General features: G+C 58.7%; 14 protein-coding genes and 1 pseudogene. 3 read left to right on the forward strand and 12 right to left on the reverse strand.

Annotation, left to right across the window (positions count from 1 at the left end):
- Window positions 1-29: 29 nt before the first annotated feature.
- The 9 genes and pseudogenes from IPP88_05080 to IPP88_05120 all read right to left on the reverse strand — a co-directional run bounded on the left by IPP88_05080 (window position 30) and on the right by IPP88_05120 (window position 10,160).
- The gene (locus IPP88_05080) at window positions 30-2,891 is read right to left on the reverse strand and encodes an EAL domain-containing protein (GenBank protein ID MBL0122114.1); all 2,862 of its coding nucleotides are present in this window, start codon (window positions 2,889-2,891) and stop codon (window positions 30-32) included.
- 41 nt (window positions 2,892-2,932) lie between these two features.
- A pseudogene (gene xth, locus IPP88_05085) lies at window positions 2,933-3,703 on the reverse strand (exodeoxyribonuclease III).
- A gap of 23 nt (window positions 3,704-3,726) precedes the next feature.
- Window positions 3,727-4,269 (reverse strand): glutaredoxin family protein, encoded by a 543-nt coding sequence (locus tag IPP88_05090; GenBank protein MBL0122115.1) that lies wholly within the window; start codon window positions 4,267-4,269, stop codon window positions 3,727-3,729.
- 44 nt (window positions 4,270-4,313) lie between these two features.
- A complete protein-coding gene (locus tag IPP88_05095; protein MBL0122116.1) occupies window positions 4,314-6,374 on the reverse strand; it encodes a M3 family metallopeptidase in 2,061 nt (686 codons plus the stop codon).
- A 76-nt stretch (window positions 6,375-6,450) separates the two neighbouring features.
- Window positions 6,451-7,725 (reverse strand): dihydroorotase, encoded by a 1,275-nt coding sequence (locus IPP88_05100; protein MBL0122117.1) that lies wholly within the window; start codon window positions 7,723-7,725, stop codon window positions 6,451-6,453.
- 8 nt (window positions 7,726-7,733) lie between these two features.
- Window positions 7,734-8,684, reverse strand: a complete 951-nt coding sequence (locus IPP88_05105) for an aspartate carbamoyltransferase catalytic subunit (GenBank protein MBL0122118.1) — start codon at window positions 8,682-8,684, stop codon at window positions 7,734-7,736.
- A gap of 1 nt (window position 8,685) precedes the next feature.
- Window positions 8,686-9,174: a bifunctional pyr operon transcriptional regulator/uracil phosphoribosyltransferase PyrR gene (pyrR, locus tag IPP88_05110; GenBank protein MBL0122119.1), complete on the reverse strand. Its 489-nt coding sequence runs from the start codon at window positions 9,172-9,174 to the stop codon at window positions 8,686-8,688.
- Window positions 9,164-9,607, reverse strand: coding sequence for a Holliday junction resolvase RuvX (gene ruvX / locus IPP88_05115; protein ID MBL0122120.1), 444 nt, complete (start codon window positions 9,605-9,607; stop codon window positions 9,164-9,166). Before ruvX ends, pyrR begins: the two co-directional genes overlap by 11 nt.
- Window positions 9,600-10,160 carry a YqgE/AlgH family protein gene (locus IPP88_05120; GenBank protein MBL0122121.1) on the reverse strand — a complete coding sequence of 187 codons (561 nt, stop codon included), beginning with the start codon at window positions 10,158-10,160 and terminating at the stop codon, window positions 9,600-9,602. The genes ruvX and IPP88_05120 overlap by 8 nt, the downstream gene beginning before the upstream one ends.
- 38 nt (window positions 10,161-10,198) lie before the next feature.
- Here IPP88_05120 and IPP88_05125 point away from each other — a divergent pair, with 38 nt between their 5' ends.
- From IPP88_05125 to IPP88_05135, 3 genes are all read left to right on the forward strand, one after another.
- The gene (locus IPP88_05125; GenBank protein ID MBL0122122.1) at window positions 10,199-11,644 is read left to right on the forward strand and encodes a deoxyribodipyrimidine photo-lyase; all 1,446 of its coding nucleotides are present in this window, start codon (window positions 10,199-10,201) and stop codon (window positions 11,642-11,644) included.
- 116 nt (window positions 11,645-11,760) lie between these two features.
- Window positions 11,761-12,126: an HNH nuclease family protein gene (locus IPP88_05130; GenBank protein MBL0122123.1), complete on the forward strand. Its 366-nt coding sequence runs from the start codon at window positions 11,761-11,763 to the stop codon at window positions 12,124-12,126.
- Between the two features lie 166 nt (window positions 12,127-12,292).
- Entirely contained in the window at window positions 12,293-14,059 is a 1,767-nt protein-coding gene (locus IPP88_05135) for an MFS transporter (protein MBL0122124.1), read from the forward strand.
- A 200-nt stretch (window positions 14,060-14,259) separates the two neighbouring features.
- On the opposite strand, the gene IPP88_05140 is transcribed toward IPP88_05135, so the two are convergent.
- From IPP88_05140 to IPP88_05150, 3 genes are all read right to left on the reverse strand, one after another.
- On the reverse strand, window positions 14,260-14,568 hold the full coding sequence (locus IPP88_05140; protein ID MBL0122125.1) for a hypothetical protein: 309 nt from the start codon (window positions 14,566-14,568) through the stop codon (window positions 14,260-14,262).
- Between the two features lie 181 nt (window positions 14,569-14,749).
- Window positions 14,750-15,493: a hypothetical protein gene (locus IPP88_05145; GenBank protein MBL0122126.1), complete on the reverse strand. Its 744-nt coding sequence runs from the start codon at window positions 15,491-15,493 to the stop codon at window positions 14,750-14,752.
- Window positions 15,494-15,755: 262 nt separating this feature from the next.
- A complete protein-coding gene (locus IPP88_05150; GenBank protein ID MBL0122127.1) occupies window positions 15,756-16,496 on the reverse strand; it encodes a cyclic nucleotide-binding domain-containing protein in 741 nt (246 codons plus the stop codon).
- Window positions 16,497-16,713 lie beyond the last annotated feature (217 nt).

Here is a 16,713-nt window from a genome sequence, read left to right on the forward strand (position 1 = left end):
AGTGCTTGACTTCATACTATTTTCGCAGGCTACTGCAAATCCAGAAACTCCGCCTCGAACTCCGCCGCAGGCAGCGGCTTCGAGAAGAAATACCCCTGATATTCATCGCACTCCAGATCGCGCAGCACGCGGTACTGGTCTTCGCGTTCAACACCCTCCGCGACCACGTTTAGTTTCAGACTATGGGTCATGGCGATGATGGCGCGGATGATGGCTTCGTCATTGGGGTCGGTGCCGATATCGCGCACGAAAGATGAATCGACCTTGATCGAATCGACCGGCAGTTGCTTCAGGTAGGAGAGCGAGGAATAGCCGGTGCCGAAATCGTCGATCGCAAGCCCAACGCCCAGCTTACCCAAGCGCGTCAGCAGTTCCGCCGTCTCGTCCATGTTTTTCAGCAGCATGCTTTCGGTCAGCTCCAGCTCCACCACAGTCGGGTCGAGGTTGGCGGCTGTGGCGCTGGCGGTGATGGCGCGAATCAGGCGGTCGCCGTCGTACATTTGGCCAACCGAGAGATTGACCGCGAGTTTAAGATCGCGGCCACTGCGTTCGCGCCATTCGGCAATTTGCTTGAACGCGTGTTCGATGACCCATTCGCCCATCGGCACGATTAGCCCGGAATCCTCGGCGACACCGATGAATTTGTCGGGCGTGATGAGCCCGCGGCGCGGATGCTGCCAGCGAATCAGCGCTTCCACGCCGGTGACGTGGCCGGTGAGAAACGACACGCGCGGCTGGTAATACAACTGCAGCTCGTCGCGACGCAAGGCAAGGCGCAAGAAATTTTCGATCGACAGCCGCTCCTGCGCGCGGGCGTTCATTTCGTGCGAGAAGAACTGGTAGTTATTGCGGCCCTTGGCTTTCGCATCGTACATCGCCACGTCTGCGTGTTTCATCAGTGTCTGCGGGTCCTGACCGTCGACGGGAAAGACGCTGATGCCGATCGAACAGGACGTATTGAGATGCTGGCCGTTAATCATGATCGGCGCGGCCATGGACGCAATCATTTTGTCGGCCACGTTTTGCGCGCCTTCCTGCGCATCGGCGCTTTCAGCAATCGGCAGGTTCTCAAGGATCACGGCGAATTCATCGCCGCCCTGGCGTGCGACGGTATCGGTGGCGCGAATGCACGCTGTAAGGCGCGCGGCAACGCGCTTCAGCAGTTCATCGCCGACATCGTGGCCCAGCGAGTCGTTGATGGTCTTGAAACGATCCAGGTCAATGAACATGAAGGCCAAGCGGGATTTCTTGCGCGCCGCGTTCGCCACGCCTTGTTCGAGGCGGTCATTCAGCAGCATGCGGTTGGGCAATCCGGTGAGGGGATCGCGTGTGGCGAGAAATTCAACGCGATCTTCGGCGAGCTTGCGCTTGGTGATGTTGGCGGTGGTGCCGGTCATGCGCAGTGCGAGGCCGCTTTCTGCGCGCTCGGCCACCTTGCCCTTGGATTGCATCCATACCCATTCACCGTGCGGGTCTGGCACCCGATACTCGCACAGAAAGTCGGTAGTCTCGCCTCTGGCGGTCTGCGTGAGCGCCTCACGAAAGCGCTCTTTATCGTCCGGGTGATTCCAGGCCAGTACTTCTTCGCCGCTGAAAATCGTTCCCGGTTCGTCGGCCGGTTTGGCGCCCAGCAGCGCTTCCCAGTCTTGACTGAAATGCACCTCGTTAGCCGTCAAGTCCCAGTCCCAGATGGCAAGATTGGAGCCCGCCAGCGCCAGGTCTAGCCGCTCCTTGGCGCGTGCGACTTCGCGTTCGGCGCGGATACGCTCGGTAATGTCCCGACCAACACCGAGGCACATACGCCGACCACCGATATCCAGCGCGAGACCGTGAAATGAATAGGGTGTTTCGTCACCGGATTTGCCGCGAATATCTGCCTCGATCACGACTTCGCTACCGGTGTCAAAGATGCGCCTGATCGCATCGGCGACGGCGGTGCGATTCTTCTCGGCAACAAAATCCAGCGCGTGTTTTTGCTGCATATCGTCGTCGCAGAAACCAGTAATGGCGGCAAAGTTCGCGTTCCAGCGCAACATTTTTCCATCGGCATCGAACATGAAAAACGCACCCGGGAGGCTCTGAATGGTCGCGTCCGAAAAATCCTTTTCATCGCGCAACCGGTCCTCGGTGGCTTTGCGGCTGGCGATCTCATCTTCCAGCAACTGCTCGAGCCGCAGGACTTTCTGTGTTGATTGTTCGATGTGTTGTTGAGCGGCAGTATTCTCGCTTGGCACCGGAACAGGCTTGATAAAAGTTGAATGCGGGGGCGCCACCGGCACCGGCTTTACTTGACCAGGCTGGCCACCTAGTTGACGCTCGTGGCGCATTTCCAGGCGGCGTTCGGCTCGCGCTTCGAGCCGGGCACGGGTCAGCTCCGCCAGGTTGATCAGCGCTTCCAGTTCGCGGGGCACCGCTTCGCGCGCGACCGTGTCAAACACCGACAGCGCGCCGATTATCGCGCCTTCTTTGGAAATGATCGCCGCACCAGCGTAGAAGCAAATATGTGGCGGACCGGAAACCAGCGGATGATCGCGAAAGCGTTTATCGGCGAATGCATCCGGCACCACAAAAATGCGCAATCGATGTTCCGTCGCGGATGCGCTCGGCAGGAAAAAGCTAAGCTCGCGCGCCATTGAATCGACCGGAAAATTCACCCGCGACTTGAACCATTCTCGCCATGCGCCGCGCCCGAGCCCATCGGACGACGACATCGAGCGGGCGGCATTCACATCCCCGGTGTCGAAGAATGATATTCCCGCCATGGTCGCGCCAAACACCTCGGCCGCGCGCTGCGCGAGATCATCAAACGCCGGCTCGGGCGGCGTATCGAGAATGTCATAGCGCAATAGCACCGCGCGTACGGCACTGCTGGAAATAGGCGTCGCGATCATGGTGCGAGATTGCGGCGATGCGCCAGACAGGTCATGCTCAATTATGGCGCACGCAGCACGGCCACGACCGGCGCGTGATCCGAGGGCCGCTCCCATTTTCGCGGCTCGATATCTATCGCGGCACTCTCGCAACGCAGTGCGATTGCGGGTGTCAGCAGGATGTGGTCAATGCGCAATCCCAGATTGCGTTTGAAACCGTTCATGCGGTAATCCCACCATGAAAAACTCTTCTCTGGCTATGGAAACAGGCGGAAGCTGTCCCTGAGACCCAGATCCACCAATCGCCGCATGGCGGCGCGCTCGGGCTCGGAACAAAGCACCTGGCCTTCCCACGCTTTCGGGTCATGCACGTCGCGATCCTCCGGCGCAATGTTGTAGTCACCCAGCAGGGCCACATCGCCATACTCGGCAATCTGCGATTGCACATAGACAGCCAATGCATCCAGCCATCGCAGTTTGTACTGGTATTTGTCAGAATCGATGCTTTGCCCATTGGGAATATAGACGCAGATTATCCGTACACCCTCAACGGTCGCGGCGATCACCCGCTTCTGCTCGTCCGCAAATCCCGGCATTCCCTTGCTGACATCTTCGGCGCTCGCTCGCGAAAGGATGGCGACGCCGTTATACGTCTTCTGGCCGTCGAACACGGCGTGGTAGCCGACCTCGTCAAATGCGGCCAATGGAAACTTGGCGTCCTCCTGTTTCAATTCCTGCAGGCAAAGTGCATCAGGCTGATGCGCACGCAGCCAGTCGAGAACGTGGGGCAAACGAACATTGAGGGAATTGACGTTCCACGTCGCGAGTTTCATCGCGCGCTTCCGCGACGGCGGCGCTAGTTCGCTGCAGCCGGGGCGGCCGATGCGGCAGGCTTGACAGGTATGACAGGCGCTGGCGGCTTTGCGCGAACGCCTGGATTAGTACGTGGATAGCCCGCGCTGGACAACGCGTCATGCCATTCGCTGTCAGCGAATCCCTTTATCACCCGTCCGCCAATGGTAAGGGTCGGCACCGATAGTCCGCCGGCAGCTTCCTTCAGGGCATCCATTGCTGCCTGATCGGTCTCGGGGTTGCGATCCGTAAAGGGAATGCCGCGGGCGCTCAACAGGGCGCGCGCCTTGTCGCATGGCTCTCCGCAGGCGTTGGCAAACAACGTCACAGGATTGCGTTTGATGGCATCCATGACGCTATATGGCAAGTCGTCCGAGGGTGTGACGTTGTCACCATATGCCTTTTGCCGCACGTCCTTGGCGTCCTTCGGGGGCGGCACATCCGAGTAGGTCACCTTGCCGTCGCTGTCGACCCATTTGTAGAGCTGTGCATCGGCCGTGCCGGTTACGCAGGCCAGCAGAAAAATGGCGAATGTGGATATACGCATGGCGGAACTCCTCGAATAATTAAGCACCCTGCGACCGCAAGGATTCAAGCCGCAAGCTTCATTCCATTATGGCGCAACAGCGGCTCCATGTCCGGTTTGCGCCCGCGGAAGGCGGCGAATGAATCCAGTGCCGGACGGCTGCCGCCGCGCGCCAGAACCTCGCGCCGGAAGCGCGCACCGGTTTCGGCATTCAACACACCAGTTTCCTCGAACGCCGCATACGCATCGGCCGACAACACCTCTGCCCACTTGTAGCTGTAATAGCCGGCCGCATAGCCGCCACCAAAAATATGCGCAAACGCATGCGGCGAGCGGTTGAATGGTGGATATTTCACCACCGCGACGGCACTTCGTACCTCGTCTACCAGTGCCAGCAAATCATCCTTCACAGGGTCAAAACCGGCATGGAGTCGCATATCGAACAAGGCAAATTCAAGTTGCCGCACGAACTGCATTCCCGCCTGAAAATTCTTCGCGGCGATCATTTTGTCGAACAGTTCCCGAGGCAATGGTTCTCCGCTGCCGACGTGCTGGGTCATGTGCTTCAGCACGTCCCATTCCCAACAGAAGTTCTCCATGAACTGGCTTGGCAACTCGACCGCATCCCATTCCACACCGTTGATCCCCGATACGCCAAGCTCCTCGACTTCTGTCAACAACTGATGCAGGCCGTGACCAAATTCGTGAAACAGCGTGATCACTTCATCGTGGGTGAATTGTGCAGGCCTGCCTTCAAGCGACGGGGAAAAATTGCACGTGAGGTAGGCTACCGGAAGTTGCAGGGCGCCATGTTTGCGGCGGCGGTTGATGGCGTCATCCATCCACGCGCCGCCGCGTTTCGCCTCTCGCGCGTACAAGTCCAGGAAGAACTGCCCCACCAGATTTCCCTGCCTGTCGCGCAAATCAAAAAAACGCACATCGGCGTGCCAGGTTTCCGCGATCGCCGGCGTGACAGCCAGACCGTAGAGGGTTTCAATGACGCGGAACAAACCCGCGAGCACCCGCGGCTCAGGAAAATACCGCTTCACCTCATCGTCCGAAAACGCATAACGCTGCTGACGCAGCTTTTCTGAAATCCAGGCGACATCCCACGCTTCCACTTCGTTGAGCTTCAATTCCGCGCGCGCGAAGGCACACAATTCGGCCCAGTCATTTTCCGCGAACGGTTTGGATTTGGCGGCCATGTCTTCAAGAAAGACGATGACGTCGTGCGGCGTATCGGCCATCTTGGTGGCAAGCGACAAGTCAGCATAATTCTTGTAGCCCAGCAGCGCTGCTTTCTCGGCGCGCAGCGCAAGAATCCGCTTGATGATGTGCGTGTTATCCCACTTCGAATCCGCTCCCAGCTCCGATGCACGCGTCGAGTACGCGCGATACAGGCGCTCGCGCAAAGGACGGAATTCGGTGTACTGCATGACTGGCAGGTAACAAGGTGCGTGCAGCGTGAGCTTCCAGCCTGGCTTGCCGTCTTTCTTCGCCGCCTCGCGTGCAACGCTTTTCACATCTTCCGGCAGGCCGGCCAACTCGGTCTCGTCTTCCACGAAATGGCTATAGGCATTGGTGGCATCAAGCACGTTGTCGTTGAAAGAGGACATCAAGGTCGACAGTTCTTCCTGCACGGCCTGAAAACGTGCCTTTTTGTCAACCGACAGGTCGGCGCCGCCCAAGCGAAAGTCGCGCAACTCGTTCTCCAGCGATTGTTTCCGTGCGTCGCTGAGGTTCGCCCAGGCCGCACCCGCGCGTAGCTGCTTGTATTTGGCAAACAGGCGTTCGTCCTGAGAAAGCGCGCTCCAGAATTGCGTCACCGCAGGCAGGGCGCCGTTATAGGCATCACGCAACGCGGGGGAATTCACCACTGCATTCAAGTGACTCACGACGTTCCAGGCGCGCGCCATTCGCTCGGTCGCGTCGTCAAGTGGCGTGACGAAGTTTTCCCAGGTAGGCACTTGCGCAGAATTCGCCAGCGTCGCCAGGACCGCCCGGCATTCAGCAATCAACTGATCGACGGCAGGCCGGACATGCGCAGCCGTGACCGATTCGAAATGCGGCAGGCCGGAAAAATTCAGCAACGGATTGGCCGAAAGTGGCGACGCAGGAACATTCATGACCGGCTTTCCATCGAAAAGGACGCCAATTATAGCGTCCCGCGCACTGGCGCCGGATCGCCCCGACCTTGCCTTCCTACGCCTTGAAAACCAGTACTCCGTCAATCAGCGTGTGTGTCACGCGAACCTGCAGTTCGCGTCGCATCCAGGGTGAATTCTTGCCCTGGCTGCGCAATGTTTGTGGTGTCAGCGCCCAGAACGCAGCGGGATCAAAGATGCAGAGATCAGCGGGGGCGCCAATCGCAATTTTCCCCGCTTCCAGCCCCAGCAACGCAGCTGGATTGGCGGTGATTTTCTGCAGGGCAGCAGCAACAGAAACGCCCGCCTGCTCGGCCCACTTGAGCGTAAGCGGTAGCAACAACTCCAGCCCGGTCGCACCCGGCTCGGCTTCGCCAAATGGAACATGTTTCGCATCATCGTCGATCGGTGTGTGGTCGGAACAAATGGCATCAATGGTGCCATCAATGACACCGCGCGAAAGTGCATCGCGATCCGCGGGGCTGCGAAGCGGCGGCGTGAAACGGTATTGAGAATCGAAGTAACCAATGTCTCGATCGGTGAGTAGCAGGTGATGGATGCCGACGTCACAAGTCAGCGGCAGGCCTTCCGCCTTGGCTGCGCGCACCAACTCCACGCCCAACCGGCTGGACAGTCGCGCCAAGTGAACCCGCGCGCCAGTGTCGCGCATCAACGTGACGATCGTGGAGATCGCCACCGTTTCCGCGCTCACCGGAATGCCGGCGAGGCCGAGGCGCGACGCGACTTCACCATCGTGCGCAATGCCTCCGCGCGCGAGATGCGCATCTTCGGGCCGCAGCCATACGGGGTAGCCGTACGTGGCGGCATATTGCATGGCGCGATACAACACCACCGTGTCAATGATCGGCTCGTCGCCATTGGTGAATCCCACGCAGCCGGCCTCGGTTAATTCAACCATTTCGGTCAACTGCACGCCGCGCAGGCCGGTCGTCAGCGCGCCCAATGGATAAACACGCGCCTGATTGAGCGCAGCGGCGCGGCGCTTGAGCATTTCGACCAGCCCGGGCTCATCGAGTACCGGGTCGGTATCCGGCGGACACACCAGTGAGGTAATGCCCCCCGCCACGGCCGCCAGCATTTCGCTTTCCAATGTGGCTTTGTGTTCAAGGCCTGGCTCCCGAAGTCGCGCGCAGAGATCGATCACGCCGGGGCAAACAATCTTTGCGCTGGCATCGACTACCTTCTCGGCTTTCCAGCCGTCGGGTGCGCGATCGATGGAGACAATCTTGCCGTCGTCAAGGAAAAGAGACTGCACCTGGTCGAGTTGGTGTGCCGCGTCGACCAGTCGTCCGTTGTTGATTTCGATTTTCATGCTGTCTTTCACGCCCCCGTCACCGTCGCCATCACTGCCATCCGCACCGCGATGCCAAATGTCACCTGCGGGAGAATCACGCTCTGGCGCCCGTCCGCAATTGGCGAATCGATTTCCACGCCGCGATTCATCGGCCCCGGATGCATGACGATGGCGCCCGGCTTGGCGCGTGCCAGTTTTTCGGAGGTCAATCCATAGCTTTTGAAAAATTCATTGGCGGAGGGCAGCAGCGCGCCGTTCATGCGCTCGTTCTGCACCCTGAGCATGATCACCACATCGCAGCCTTCCAGTCCGCGTCGCATGTCGTGATACACCGAAACCCCCATGCGCTCGACCTCGGTGGGAATGAGTGTTTTCGGCCCGATCACGCGCACGTCCGGGCAGCCCAGCGTCGTCAGCGCGTGAATGTCCGAGCGCGCGACGCGTGAATGCAGCACATCGCCAACGATCGCGATGCTGAGATTGTGGAATGACTTCTTGTAGTGGCGAATCGTGTACATGTCCAGCAGACCCTGCGTCGGGTGCGCATGGCGGCCGTCACCGGCGTTAATCACGGCGATGCCGGATTTCACATGCTGTGCGATCAGGTGCGCGGCGCCCGATTCGGCGTGACGTACGACGAACATGTCCGCATTCATCGCCGCGAGATTATCGATGGTATCAAGCAGCGATTCTCCCTTGCTGGTCGAGGAGGCATTGATATTGAGATTGATCACGTCGGCGGAGAGACGCTTGGCGGCGATCTCGAACGTGGTGCGGGTACGCGTGGAATTTTCGAAGAACAGGTTGAATACCGACTTGCCGCGCAACAGCGGCACTTTCTTCACTTCGCGGTCGCCGACGCTGACGAACTGGTCGGCGGTCGCGAGAATATTCTCGATCATGAGGCGGGGAAGCCCCTCGGTGGTGAGGAGGTGCTTGAGCTTGCCGTCAGCGGAGAGTTGCGGGTGGTAAGACATTTCATTCCTTCGTCTGCACATCAAAGCGCAGATGATTGTTGTCGTTCTTCAACACCAGTTCCTGCGAGGCGTCCAGCGTCATGGTTGCACCGATGTAATCCGCCGCAAACGGCAGCTCGCGCCGGCCGCGATCCACCAGCACTGCCAGCTTGACGCTCGCCGGGCGGCCGAAATCGAATATTTCGTTAAGTGCCGCGCGCAGCGTGCGGCCCGTGTTCAGCACGTCGTCCACCAGCAGGAGGTGACGTCCATTGATGTCGAACGGCATCTCCGTGGATTTCTTGGTTGGATGCAAGCCGATCTTGCTGAAATCGTCACGATGCAAAGTCACGGCGAGCTTGCCCAGCGGCAACACCGTGCCGAGTTTGGCGTGCAGGCGCTCCGCCGCCCAAGCGCCGCCGGTATGGATGCCGATGATCGCGGTATCGGACGGGAGCGTGCCGATTTTCTCGGCCAGTGCGGTGATCAGTGGTTCAGCATCAAGCTGCATGGCGGCTCGCTTCGTCCAGGTAGTTTTGCAAAATAATTTGCGCGGCGACAGCGTCAATGTGCTCTTTTTGCGCAATGCCCTTGATGCCGCGCTCGTTCAGCAACTGTTCCGCTGCCGAGGAGCTGAGGTACTCATTCACATACTCGACCGGGAGCCGGAAGTTCTCTTTCAGGCGGTTGCCGAACTTGCGCGCAAGGTGCGCGATCGGATGAATCGACGCGTCGTCGGTTTCGTTGCCGTATGTCGCCTCGCCGATGACGAAACGCGACGGCCGCCATTCGGCGACCAGTTTGCCCACCGCCGCCAGTCGATCCTGATTCGATTCAACATGCAAGGTCGTCAGCGGCTGCGCTTGCGCGGTAACCGTATTGCCGACCGCAACGCCGATTCGTTTTTCGCCGAAATCGAACGCCATGACGATTTCCTCAGGCATGGCCCGCCACATCCGACAGGTTTCCGTAGTTCAGTCCGAGCAATCCCATCGCCGCGTTCAGTCGCTCTTCCGCTGGCAGATCGAAAATCAGCCTGGCCTGCGCGGCCACCGTCAGCCAGCCGTTACGTTTGATTTCATCTTCAAGTTGTCCCGGCGCCCAGCCAGCATATCCCAGTGTCACCAGAATGCGGCCTGGACCCGAGCCCACGGCCATGGCCTCAAGTATGTCCTTGGACGTCGTAAGCCCGGTATCGTCATCAATCTTCAGCGTGGAGCTCCAGTCGGCCAACGGTTGGTGCAGCACGAAGCCGCGGTCAATCAGCACCGGGCCGCCAAAATAGACGTTTTCGAGGCGCAGCGCCTCATCCTTCAATTCGATATTGACCTGCTCGAACAAGCTGCCCAGCGTGACATCGATGGGCTTGTTGACGACCAACCCAATCGCACCCTTTTCGGAGTGTTCGCAAATCAGGGTCAGGGTTTTGGAAAAATACGGGTCGGCCATGCTTGGCATGGCGATGAGGAAATGATTGGTAAGATTAATGCTGTCCATTCACTTGCGCATTCTACCTTCTTGCGCCATCCCTGACTATGAAAACTCTTGCCGGCCGTTCGGCGCTGTTCTGGTTTCGCCGCGATTTGCGCGCCGTCGACAACGCAGGGCTGTACCAAGCGCTGACCTCGGCGAAACGGGTCTATTGCGTATTTGTATTCGATCGCGAAATTCTTGAAGCGTTGCCGACAAAGCGTGACCGGCGCGTCGAATTCATCTGGGAAAGCGTGGCCGAGCTGAAACATTCGCTGCAGGCACTCGGCGGCGATCTGATCATTCGTCATGCCTTTGCCGATACCGCGATTCCCGAACTGGCACAACAACTGAAAGTCGATTGCGTTTTTACCAACGCGGACTATGAGCCGCAGGCGATTGCGCGCGATGTCCGGGTGGGTGAATCCCTGGCGAAGAGCGGCATCGACTTTCAGCGTTGCAAGGACACGGTGATCTTCGAAAAGGATGAAGTCCTCACGCAAGCCGGCGGCACATACAGCGTATTTACGCCATACAAGAATGCGTGGCTCAAGAGGGTCAACGATGACTACCTGAAGTCTTACCCGATTCTCGAATACGCCGGCAATTTCGTAACTCCCAAGATATCCGAACCGCCGCCAACGCTGGAATCGATCGGTTTCGAGGGCACCAACCTGAAGGCACTGGGTATCAATACGGGCGAATCTGGTGCGCGCGCCTTGCTGGAAGATTTCGTCGAGCGCATCGACGACTACAAGGAAGCGCGCGACTTTCCCGCCGTGAAAGGTGTTTCGTACTTGTCAGTGCACAATCGCTTCGGCACTATTTCCATTCGCCAGCTCGCCTCGATTGCTTACGCGGAGACCCTGCGGAAAAAGAACATCGGCGCGGAAACCTGGTTATCGGAATTGATCTGGCGCGATTTCTATTTCCAGATTTTGTACCACCATCCGCATGTCGCACGATCCGCGTTCCGGGCCGAATATGACGCGATCAATTGGCCCAACGACGAGGCATTGTTTGCTGCCTGGTGCGAGGCCCGCACCGGCTATCCGATTATCGACGCGGCAATGCGGCAATTGAACGACACCGGCTATATGCACAACCGCCTGCGGATGATCGTCGCCAGTTTCCTCACCAAGGATTTGCTGATCGACTGGCGCTGGGGCGAGAAGTACTTTGCGGACAACCTCAATGACTTCGACCTTTCCGCCAACAACGGCGGCTGGCAATGGGCCGCCTCCACCGGTTGCGATGCGCAACCCTACTTCCGCATCTTCAATCCGGTGACGCAGTCGGAGCGCTTTGATCCGAAGGGTAAATTCATTCGCAAATATCTGCCGGTGTTGAAAGATATGCCCGACAAGTTCATTCATGCGCCCTGGTCCTTGCCGCCACTCGAACAGCAGGCGCGCGGCATCGCGATCGGCAAGGACTATCCGGGACCCGTGGTTGATCACGCCGTGCAGCGCGAGAAAGCGCTGGCGTTGTACAAATCCGTAAAGGGCTAAAGACGGCCAAACACAAGCACTGAAGCGGCTTGCGGCGGCAAAACAGCCTGGGACGCGCGTCCGTGCTAGAGTTCCACAAACAGGCGCAAGCCCCTGCGCCCGCAGATGAGGCCCTTATGGCACAAGCGAATGACCGGTTGGACCAGGTAGTCCTTGACGCGCGACGCAACGCCGAAAAACGCGCGGCGGGATATCGAGACCAGGCACTCAAGCTGTTTCCTTGGGTGTGTGGCGGATGTGCACGCACGTTTTCGCATAGCAATCTCCAGCAACTGGAAGTGCACCACAAGAACAGCAACCACGATGACAACCCGCCGGACGGCAGCAATTGGGAACTCCTCTGCACCTATTGCCACGAGCATGAGCATTCGAAGGTAAAGGATATGCTCGGACGCACGGACAGCGGCAACGCACCAGCCGCGTCCACGTTCAATCCCTTCGCGGACTTGAAGGCGATGATGGAATCAAAGAAACGACGCTGAGCGGCATGCAAGGCGCACGTCTTGATGGGGTTTGCCAAGAACGAAATTCGAAAAAAATACTCGGTATGTCGTAGCGGGACAAAAAGCGGTGTTGGCCAGACACGCCCTCGGTATAGTGCATTGACTGAGACTGTTGGATTTCATCCACTTCAACCGGGATAAACGCATGCGCCTGCCCAATCTGTTTGCCTCGTCGCGTGGCCGCCTGGCTGCGTTTTTTCTTCTCTACATAACCGAGGGGATCCCGCTGGGCTTTGCCGCCACGGCGGTGGCCACCCAGTTGCGCCGCCAGGGCGTGGGGCCGGCCGAGATTGGCGCGTTCGTCGGGATGTTCTACTTGCCCTGGGCATTCAAGTGGGCGTTCGGTCCATTCGTGGACGTTTTTTCATCGGAACGGCTGGGCCGGCGTCGTGGCTGGATTCTGGCAATGCAGATCCTGATGGTGATCACGCTGTTGTCGACCATGCTGCTGAAGCTGCCCGAGCAATTGGGCCTGTTCACCATCATCCTGCTGGTGCACAACACGTTTGCCGCGACACAGGACGTGGCAATCGATGCGCTGGCAGTCAACACCTTGGCCGAGAACGAGCGGGCCACGGCGAGCGGGATGATGTTTGCCGGCGCAAACATCGGCCAGATGGTGGGCGGGGCAGGCTCATTGTTCCTCGCCGCTTATTTGGATTTTCAGGCCACGTTCATTTTTGTCTCGGCCGCGATTATGTTGGTGACGGTGTTTGTCGTGCTGCCGATGAAAGAGTTACCCAGTGCGGCGCGGATTAAGACCGAATTTAACGTTGGAGGCTCGGCGCTTCGCGCGGCCGGACGAGAAATGCGCAAATTCGCGGTCGACGCCTTTCGCTCTTTCCTGGGTACTCGTGGCGCATTCGCGGGTTTGTTCATGGCCTTGTTGCCGCCAGGCGCAATCTGCATGGGCCTCGCGTTGCAGAGCAATCTTGCCGTGGAGTTGGGCATGAACGACGATCAGGTCGCGTGGCTGAATCTGTGGAGCACTATCCTCGCGGCAACGGGCTGCGTCGTCGGTGGCCGCATCTCCGACAAGGTGGATCGCCGCGCGGCGCTTAGTGTCTACATCAGCCTGATGAGCGTGCCGGTACTGGCGATGATGGGCTTCCTGTTGCATTACGACTGGATCATGCCGGTGGCAACGGGTGCGACGCGCCCCGACGTGCCGCAGATGTTGCTGCTGGCCTTCTGGGTCACCACGCTTTCCTACTCGGTGTTCCAGGGGTTGATGTACAGCACCACCACGGCCGTTTACATGGATGTCACCAACCCGGTCGTCGCCGCCACGCAGTTCACGGCATACATGGCGTTGGCGAACCTGGCAATTTCCTACAGCGCGACCTGGCAGGGCATCGCCATTGAAGCCTGGGGCTATCCGAAGACAATGTTGATCGACGCCTTTTTTGGATTGATGTTCCTGGCTGTGTTGCCCTTTACGCGCAAGCGCGCTGGCGATGCGGGCGGGTTCGTCGATGCGTTCGGCCCTGATCGCGCCCGGGCATTGGCACGGGGCCTGGCGCTCATGTGCCTGATCTGGCTGCCGCTGCATTTCGCGCAGGACCGGCTCGGTGCCGCGCTGCCGATTGCCAACACCTTTTTCACGCTGGTTTTCATCGCCTCGGCACTTTTCCTGCTCGCCGGGAGCGTGGTATTGGGGGCATCGTCCCCTCAATTGGCCCGCGTTGGCACACGCTTCGCACCCCTGTTGCTGGTGATGCTCAGCCGCAGCTATCTGGATAAGCTGTCGGGCTGGCTGGCACCAATCATCACCAAAGAAAGTCTTGTGCAGTGGATGGACTTCGCCTATTACGGGCTACCTTTCATTGCCGCGGTTCTGCTCTGGCAACTCGCCAGCAAGTCCTGGGCCGAGCTATACCCGGTCGAAGCCGTGGGTTTTGCGGCGACATGAGCGGAAAACAAAAGGGCGAATGAAAATCTGCCAATACGGGAAGGCCGGGGACTGTTGTGGGTTGATAGCGGGCTTGCAATTGACAGTCTGGGCCTTCAACCAAAATCGGTCCTTAAGTTTTCTCCAAAGCAGACAGTCAGACACGATATTTAAGACTGCCTGATGCGGAACTTTCCCTGACGGAAAATTGCGGGGAGGTTTCAAAACCGGTGACGGTAGATCGTCAAATGTTTCGCGGCGGGCAACGTCATGACTGCATTGGTCGCGCATCCTGGAACTGGATCGACACCGGTCCAACATTGCTGCTCGACAGGCACCGTGAGCGCCGTCGATACCGCTTCCGGCACCATCGCCAGCGTGCTCGCGATTCCTGGCGGCAGCGAAATAGTGGCTACGCTTCCAGGCGTGCCAGATAAGCGGCGTGTAACGGTATCACTGACGAACGTCAATGGTGCAGGCGTCAATGCCACAGCAACGATCGGTTTCCTGGCGGGAGATGTGTACAGCACGGGCGTTGTCTATGCCAGTGACATTGCGAGTGTCAAGGCGCGATCACTGCAATCCGCGAATACGGACAATTCAAATTCGACCTCGATACCTCGGGCACGATCAATGCTACCGACGTTTCCGCGGCAAAGGCGCGGTCGGGGCGGGTGCTGCCTTGAGGGCTCTGGAAGGCCGGTTCCTGCGTCAGGTGGCCTTTCGGCTACAGGTAAAAAAGCCGTTAAGTGTCAGTCGCCCGGCGCGCGGATCGTCGTTCAATTTTTCCGGCGCGCGGATGTCGCCGCTGTGAAAAATACTGCCATCGTAGAAAATCATCCGGTTCCATTGGGCGGGCACGGTGCCGGCCAATTCGAAGTAGTCGTTCGACGCGCAAAAATAGCCCGGCTCGATCGAATACTTCCTGGCGAAAGACGCGCGGTCGAGGGTCTTGGCATCGTGAACAAGCCGTTCGGTTTCTTCAGCGGATTTCCTGGGCATGTAAAAGCTGGTGCCGCCCAGCGAACTGTCATGGAAAAGATAGAGTACCGACGCGGCGATGCATTGGCCGGGTTCGACGCGCTGATTGTCGCGGTGGCAAATCGACTGAACGGGTTGAAGCTGGTCCGGCGTCAGCGTCACCATCGACAGCCGGCAGTACCGTTGCAGCGTACGGCGGCCATTGAGCGGCCGGCGAATGTATCGCGAAAAAAACGCTTCCAGCCGGTCGGTGAAATCGGCGGGCATGGGGAGTTCAATGCCGGGGTAGGCATATTGCGACGTTCCGAATTCATCGCGATGGGCGCAAGCAAACTGAACCAGCGCCTCCGGATTCACCAGCGCATCATCGACGATCAGGCAGGAGTGGTCGGCGGTGAGCCGCACTTCCTGAATCGATGGACGAGGGTTGAAGATGGCGATGTCGCTATTCACGTCGGCAGGAGACTGGCTCATTCAGAAATCATAGCAAGGATTCCGCCGTCGCCGAGCGAGCGAACGAGTTGCGCCATGGAAGTACACGCACTGATGGCCAGACTGCGCGAGTTCCGTTTGGCGGAACGTCATGACCGCAAAGCACCGTCATTCCTGCATCAGGCGGGAATGACGTCTCATGCGAGGCTCGGCAGAAGACAATACACTAGCATACACGGGCTTCCTGGCGGCATTTTGTCCGGGAAGCCTCGCCAGTGCTAGTGTTTGCGTGGCGCGCTGCGGATCAGGTCGCGTGCCCGAGCTGCGATTCCAGCGCGGGAATGTCGCGGATCAGCACGCTTTTACCGTGCACGGTGATCCACTTTTTTGCCTGGAAATACGAAAGGGTGCGGCTGACGGTTTCAAACGTGAGGCCGAGATAATTGCCAATTTCCTTGCGGCTCATGAAGAGCACAAATTCGTTCTTTGAATAACCACGCTCTTCCCAGCGCCCGGAAATATCCAGCAGAAATATGGCCACCAGCTGCTTGGCGGATAGCGTGCCGACGGCGGCGGCGTGTGTTTCGACGCGTGAAATTTCGCGCGAGAGTAATTGCCGCACGTGCGTGGATTCGGCCGGGTGCTCAAGCAACTTGTCGAACTTTTCGATTGGAATCACGCAGACTTCGCAGCCATTCAACGCGATGGCATCGGTGGTATGCGCACCCTTGCCCAGGCCATCAAATCCCAGTACGTCGCCCATCGCGTGAAATCCGACGATCTTGCTTTGTCCATCCGGCAACGGCATGCTCGTCTTGAGGAACCCGGCCTTGACCGAATAGATGCCGGCCTGCGGATCGCCGGCGCGATACAGGAATTCGCCGCGCGCGAGTTGGGTGCGCTTTTCACGAACCAATGGAAAAAGCGTTCGAAATGCCGCCGGTAACGCGTGCGGAAAGCAGAGCTTGCCCAGTTCACACTGGGAACATGCCGCCAGTTGCGGTGTTGGCTCGATGTCGAGGATCTTGATTGCTTTATTAGGCACTTGAACCATCCTTGCGCGAAATCGCGCGAATCGAAACATGGTGAAAAGCCTGGATTGAAAGACAGATCACCCGGAAAACCCCTGAACAAAGAATGCAGCGAACTGATTCCCGAGTACGTAGCCGTCGTAACGGGCATCGAAACGCTGATTCCAATAATTGATCAATTGCCCATGCGGGACAGGAAAGTCCGAGTCGATGCCAAAAGAGCGGCACCGC

The sequence above is a fragment of the Betaproteobacteria bacterium genome (assembly GCA_016720925.1).
In the GTDB taxonomy this organism is placed as follows: domain Bacteria; phylum Pseudomonadota; class Gammaproteobacteria; order Burkholderiales; family Usitatibacteraceae; genus UKL13-2.

Excerpts from the sequence above, each read along its gene's own strand:
- IPP88_05080 (MBL0122114.1), bottom strand. The coding sequence starts at position 2,891 with ATGATCGCGACGCCTATTTCCAGCAGTGCCGTACGCGCGGTGCTATTG.
- IPP88_05090 (MBL0122115.1), bottom strand. The coding sequence starts at position 4,269 with ATGCGTATATCCACATTCGCCATTTTTCTGCTGGCCTGCGTAACCGGC.
- IPP88_05095 (MBL0122116.1), bottom strand. The coding sequence starts at position 6,374 with ATGAATGTTCCTGCGTCGCCACTTTCGGCCAATCCGTTGCTGAATTTT.
- IPP88_05100 (MBL0122117.1), bottom strand. The coding sequence starts at position 7,725 with ATGAAAATCGAAATCAACAACGGACGACTGGTCGACGCGGCACACCAA.
- IPP88_05105 (MBL0122118.1), bottom strand. The coding sequence starts at position 8,684 with ATGTCTTACCACCCGCAACTCTCCGCTGACGGCAAGCTCAAGCACCTC.
- pyrR (MBL0122119.1), bottom strand. The coding sequence starts at position 9,174 with ATGCAGCTTGATGCTGAACCACTGATCACCGCACTGGCCGAGAAAATC.
- ruvX (MBL0122120.1), bottom strand. The coding sequence starts at position 9,607 with ATGCCTGAGGAAATCGTCATGGCGTTCGATTTCGGCGAAAAACGAATC.
- IPP88_05120 (MBL0122121.1), bottom strand. The coding sequence starts at position 10,160 with ATGGACAGCATTAATCTTACCAATCATTTCCTCATCGCCATGCCAAGC.
- IPP88_05125 (MBL0122122.1), top strand. The coding sequence starts at position 10,199 with ATGAAAACTCTTGCCGGCCGTTCGGCGCTGTTCTGGTTTCGCCGCGAT.
- IPP88_05130 (MBL0122123.1), top strand. The coding sequence starts at position 11,761 with ATGGCACAAGCGAATGACCGGTTGGACCAGGTAGTCCTTGACGCGCGA.
- IPP88_05135 (MBL0122124.1), top strand. The coding sequence starts at position 12,293 with ATGCGCCTGCCCAATCTGTTTGCCTCGTCGCGTGGCCGCCTGGCTGCG.
- IPP88_05145 (MBL0122126.1), bottom strand. The coding sequence starts at position 15,493 with ATGAGCCAGTCTCCTGCCGACGTGAATAGCGACATCGCCATCTTCAAC.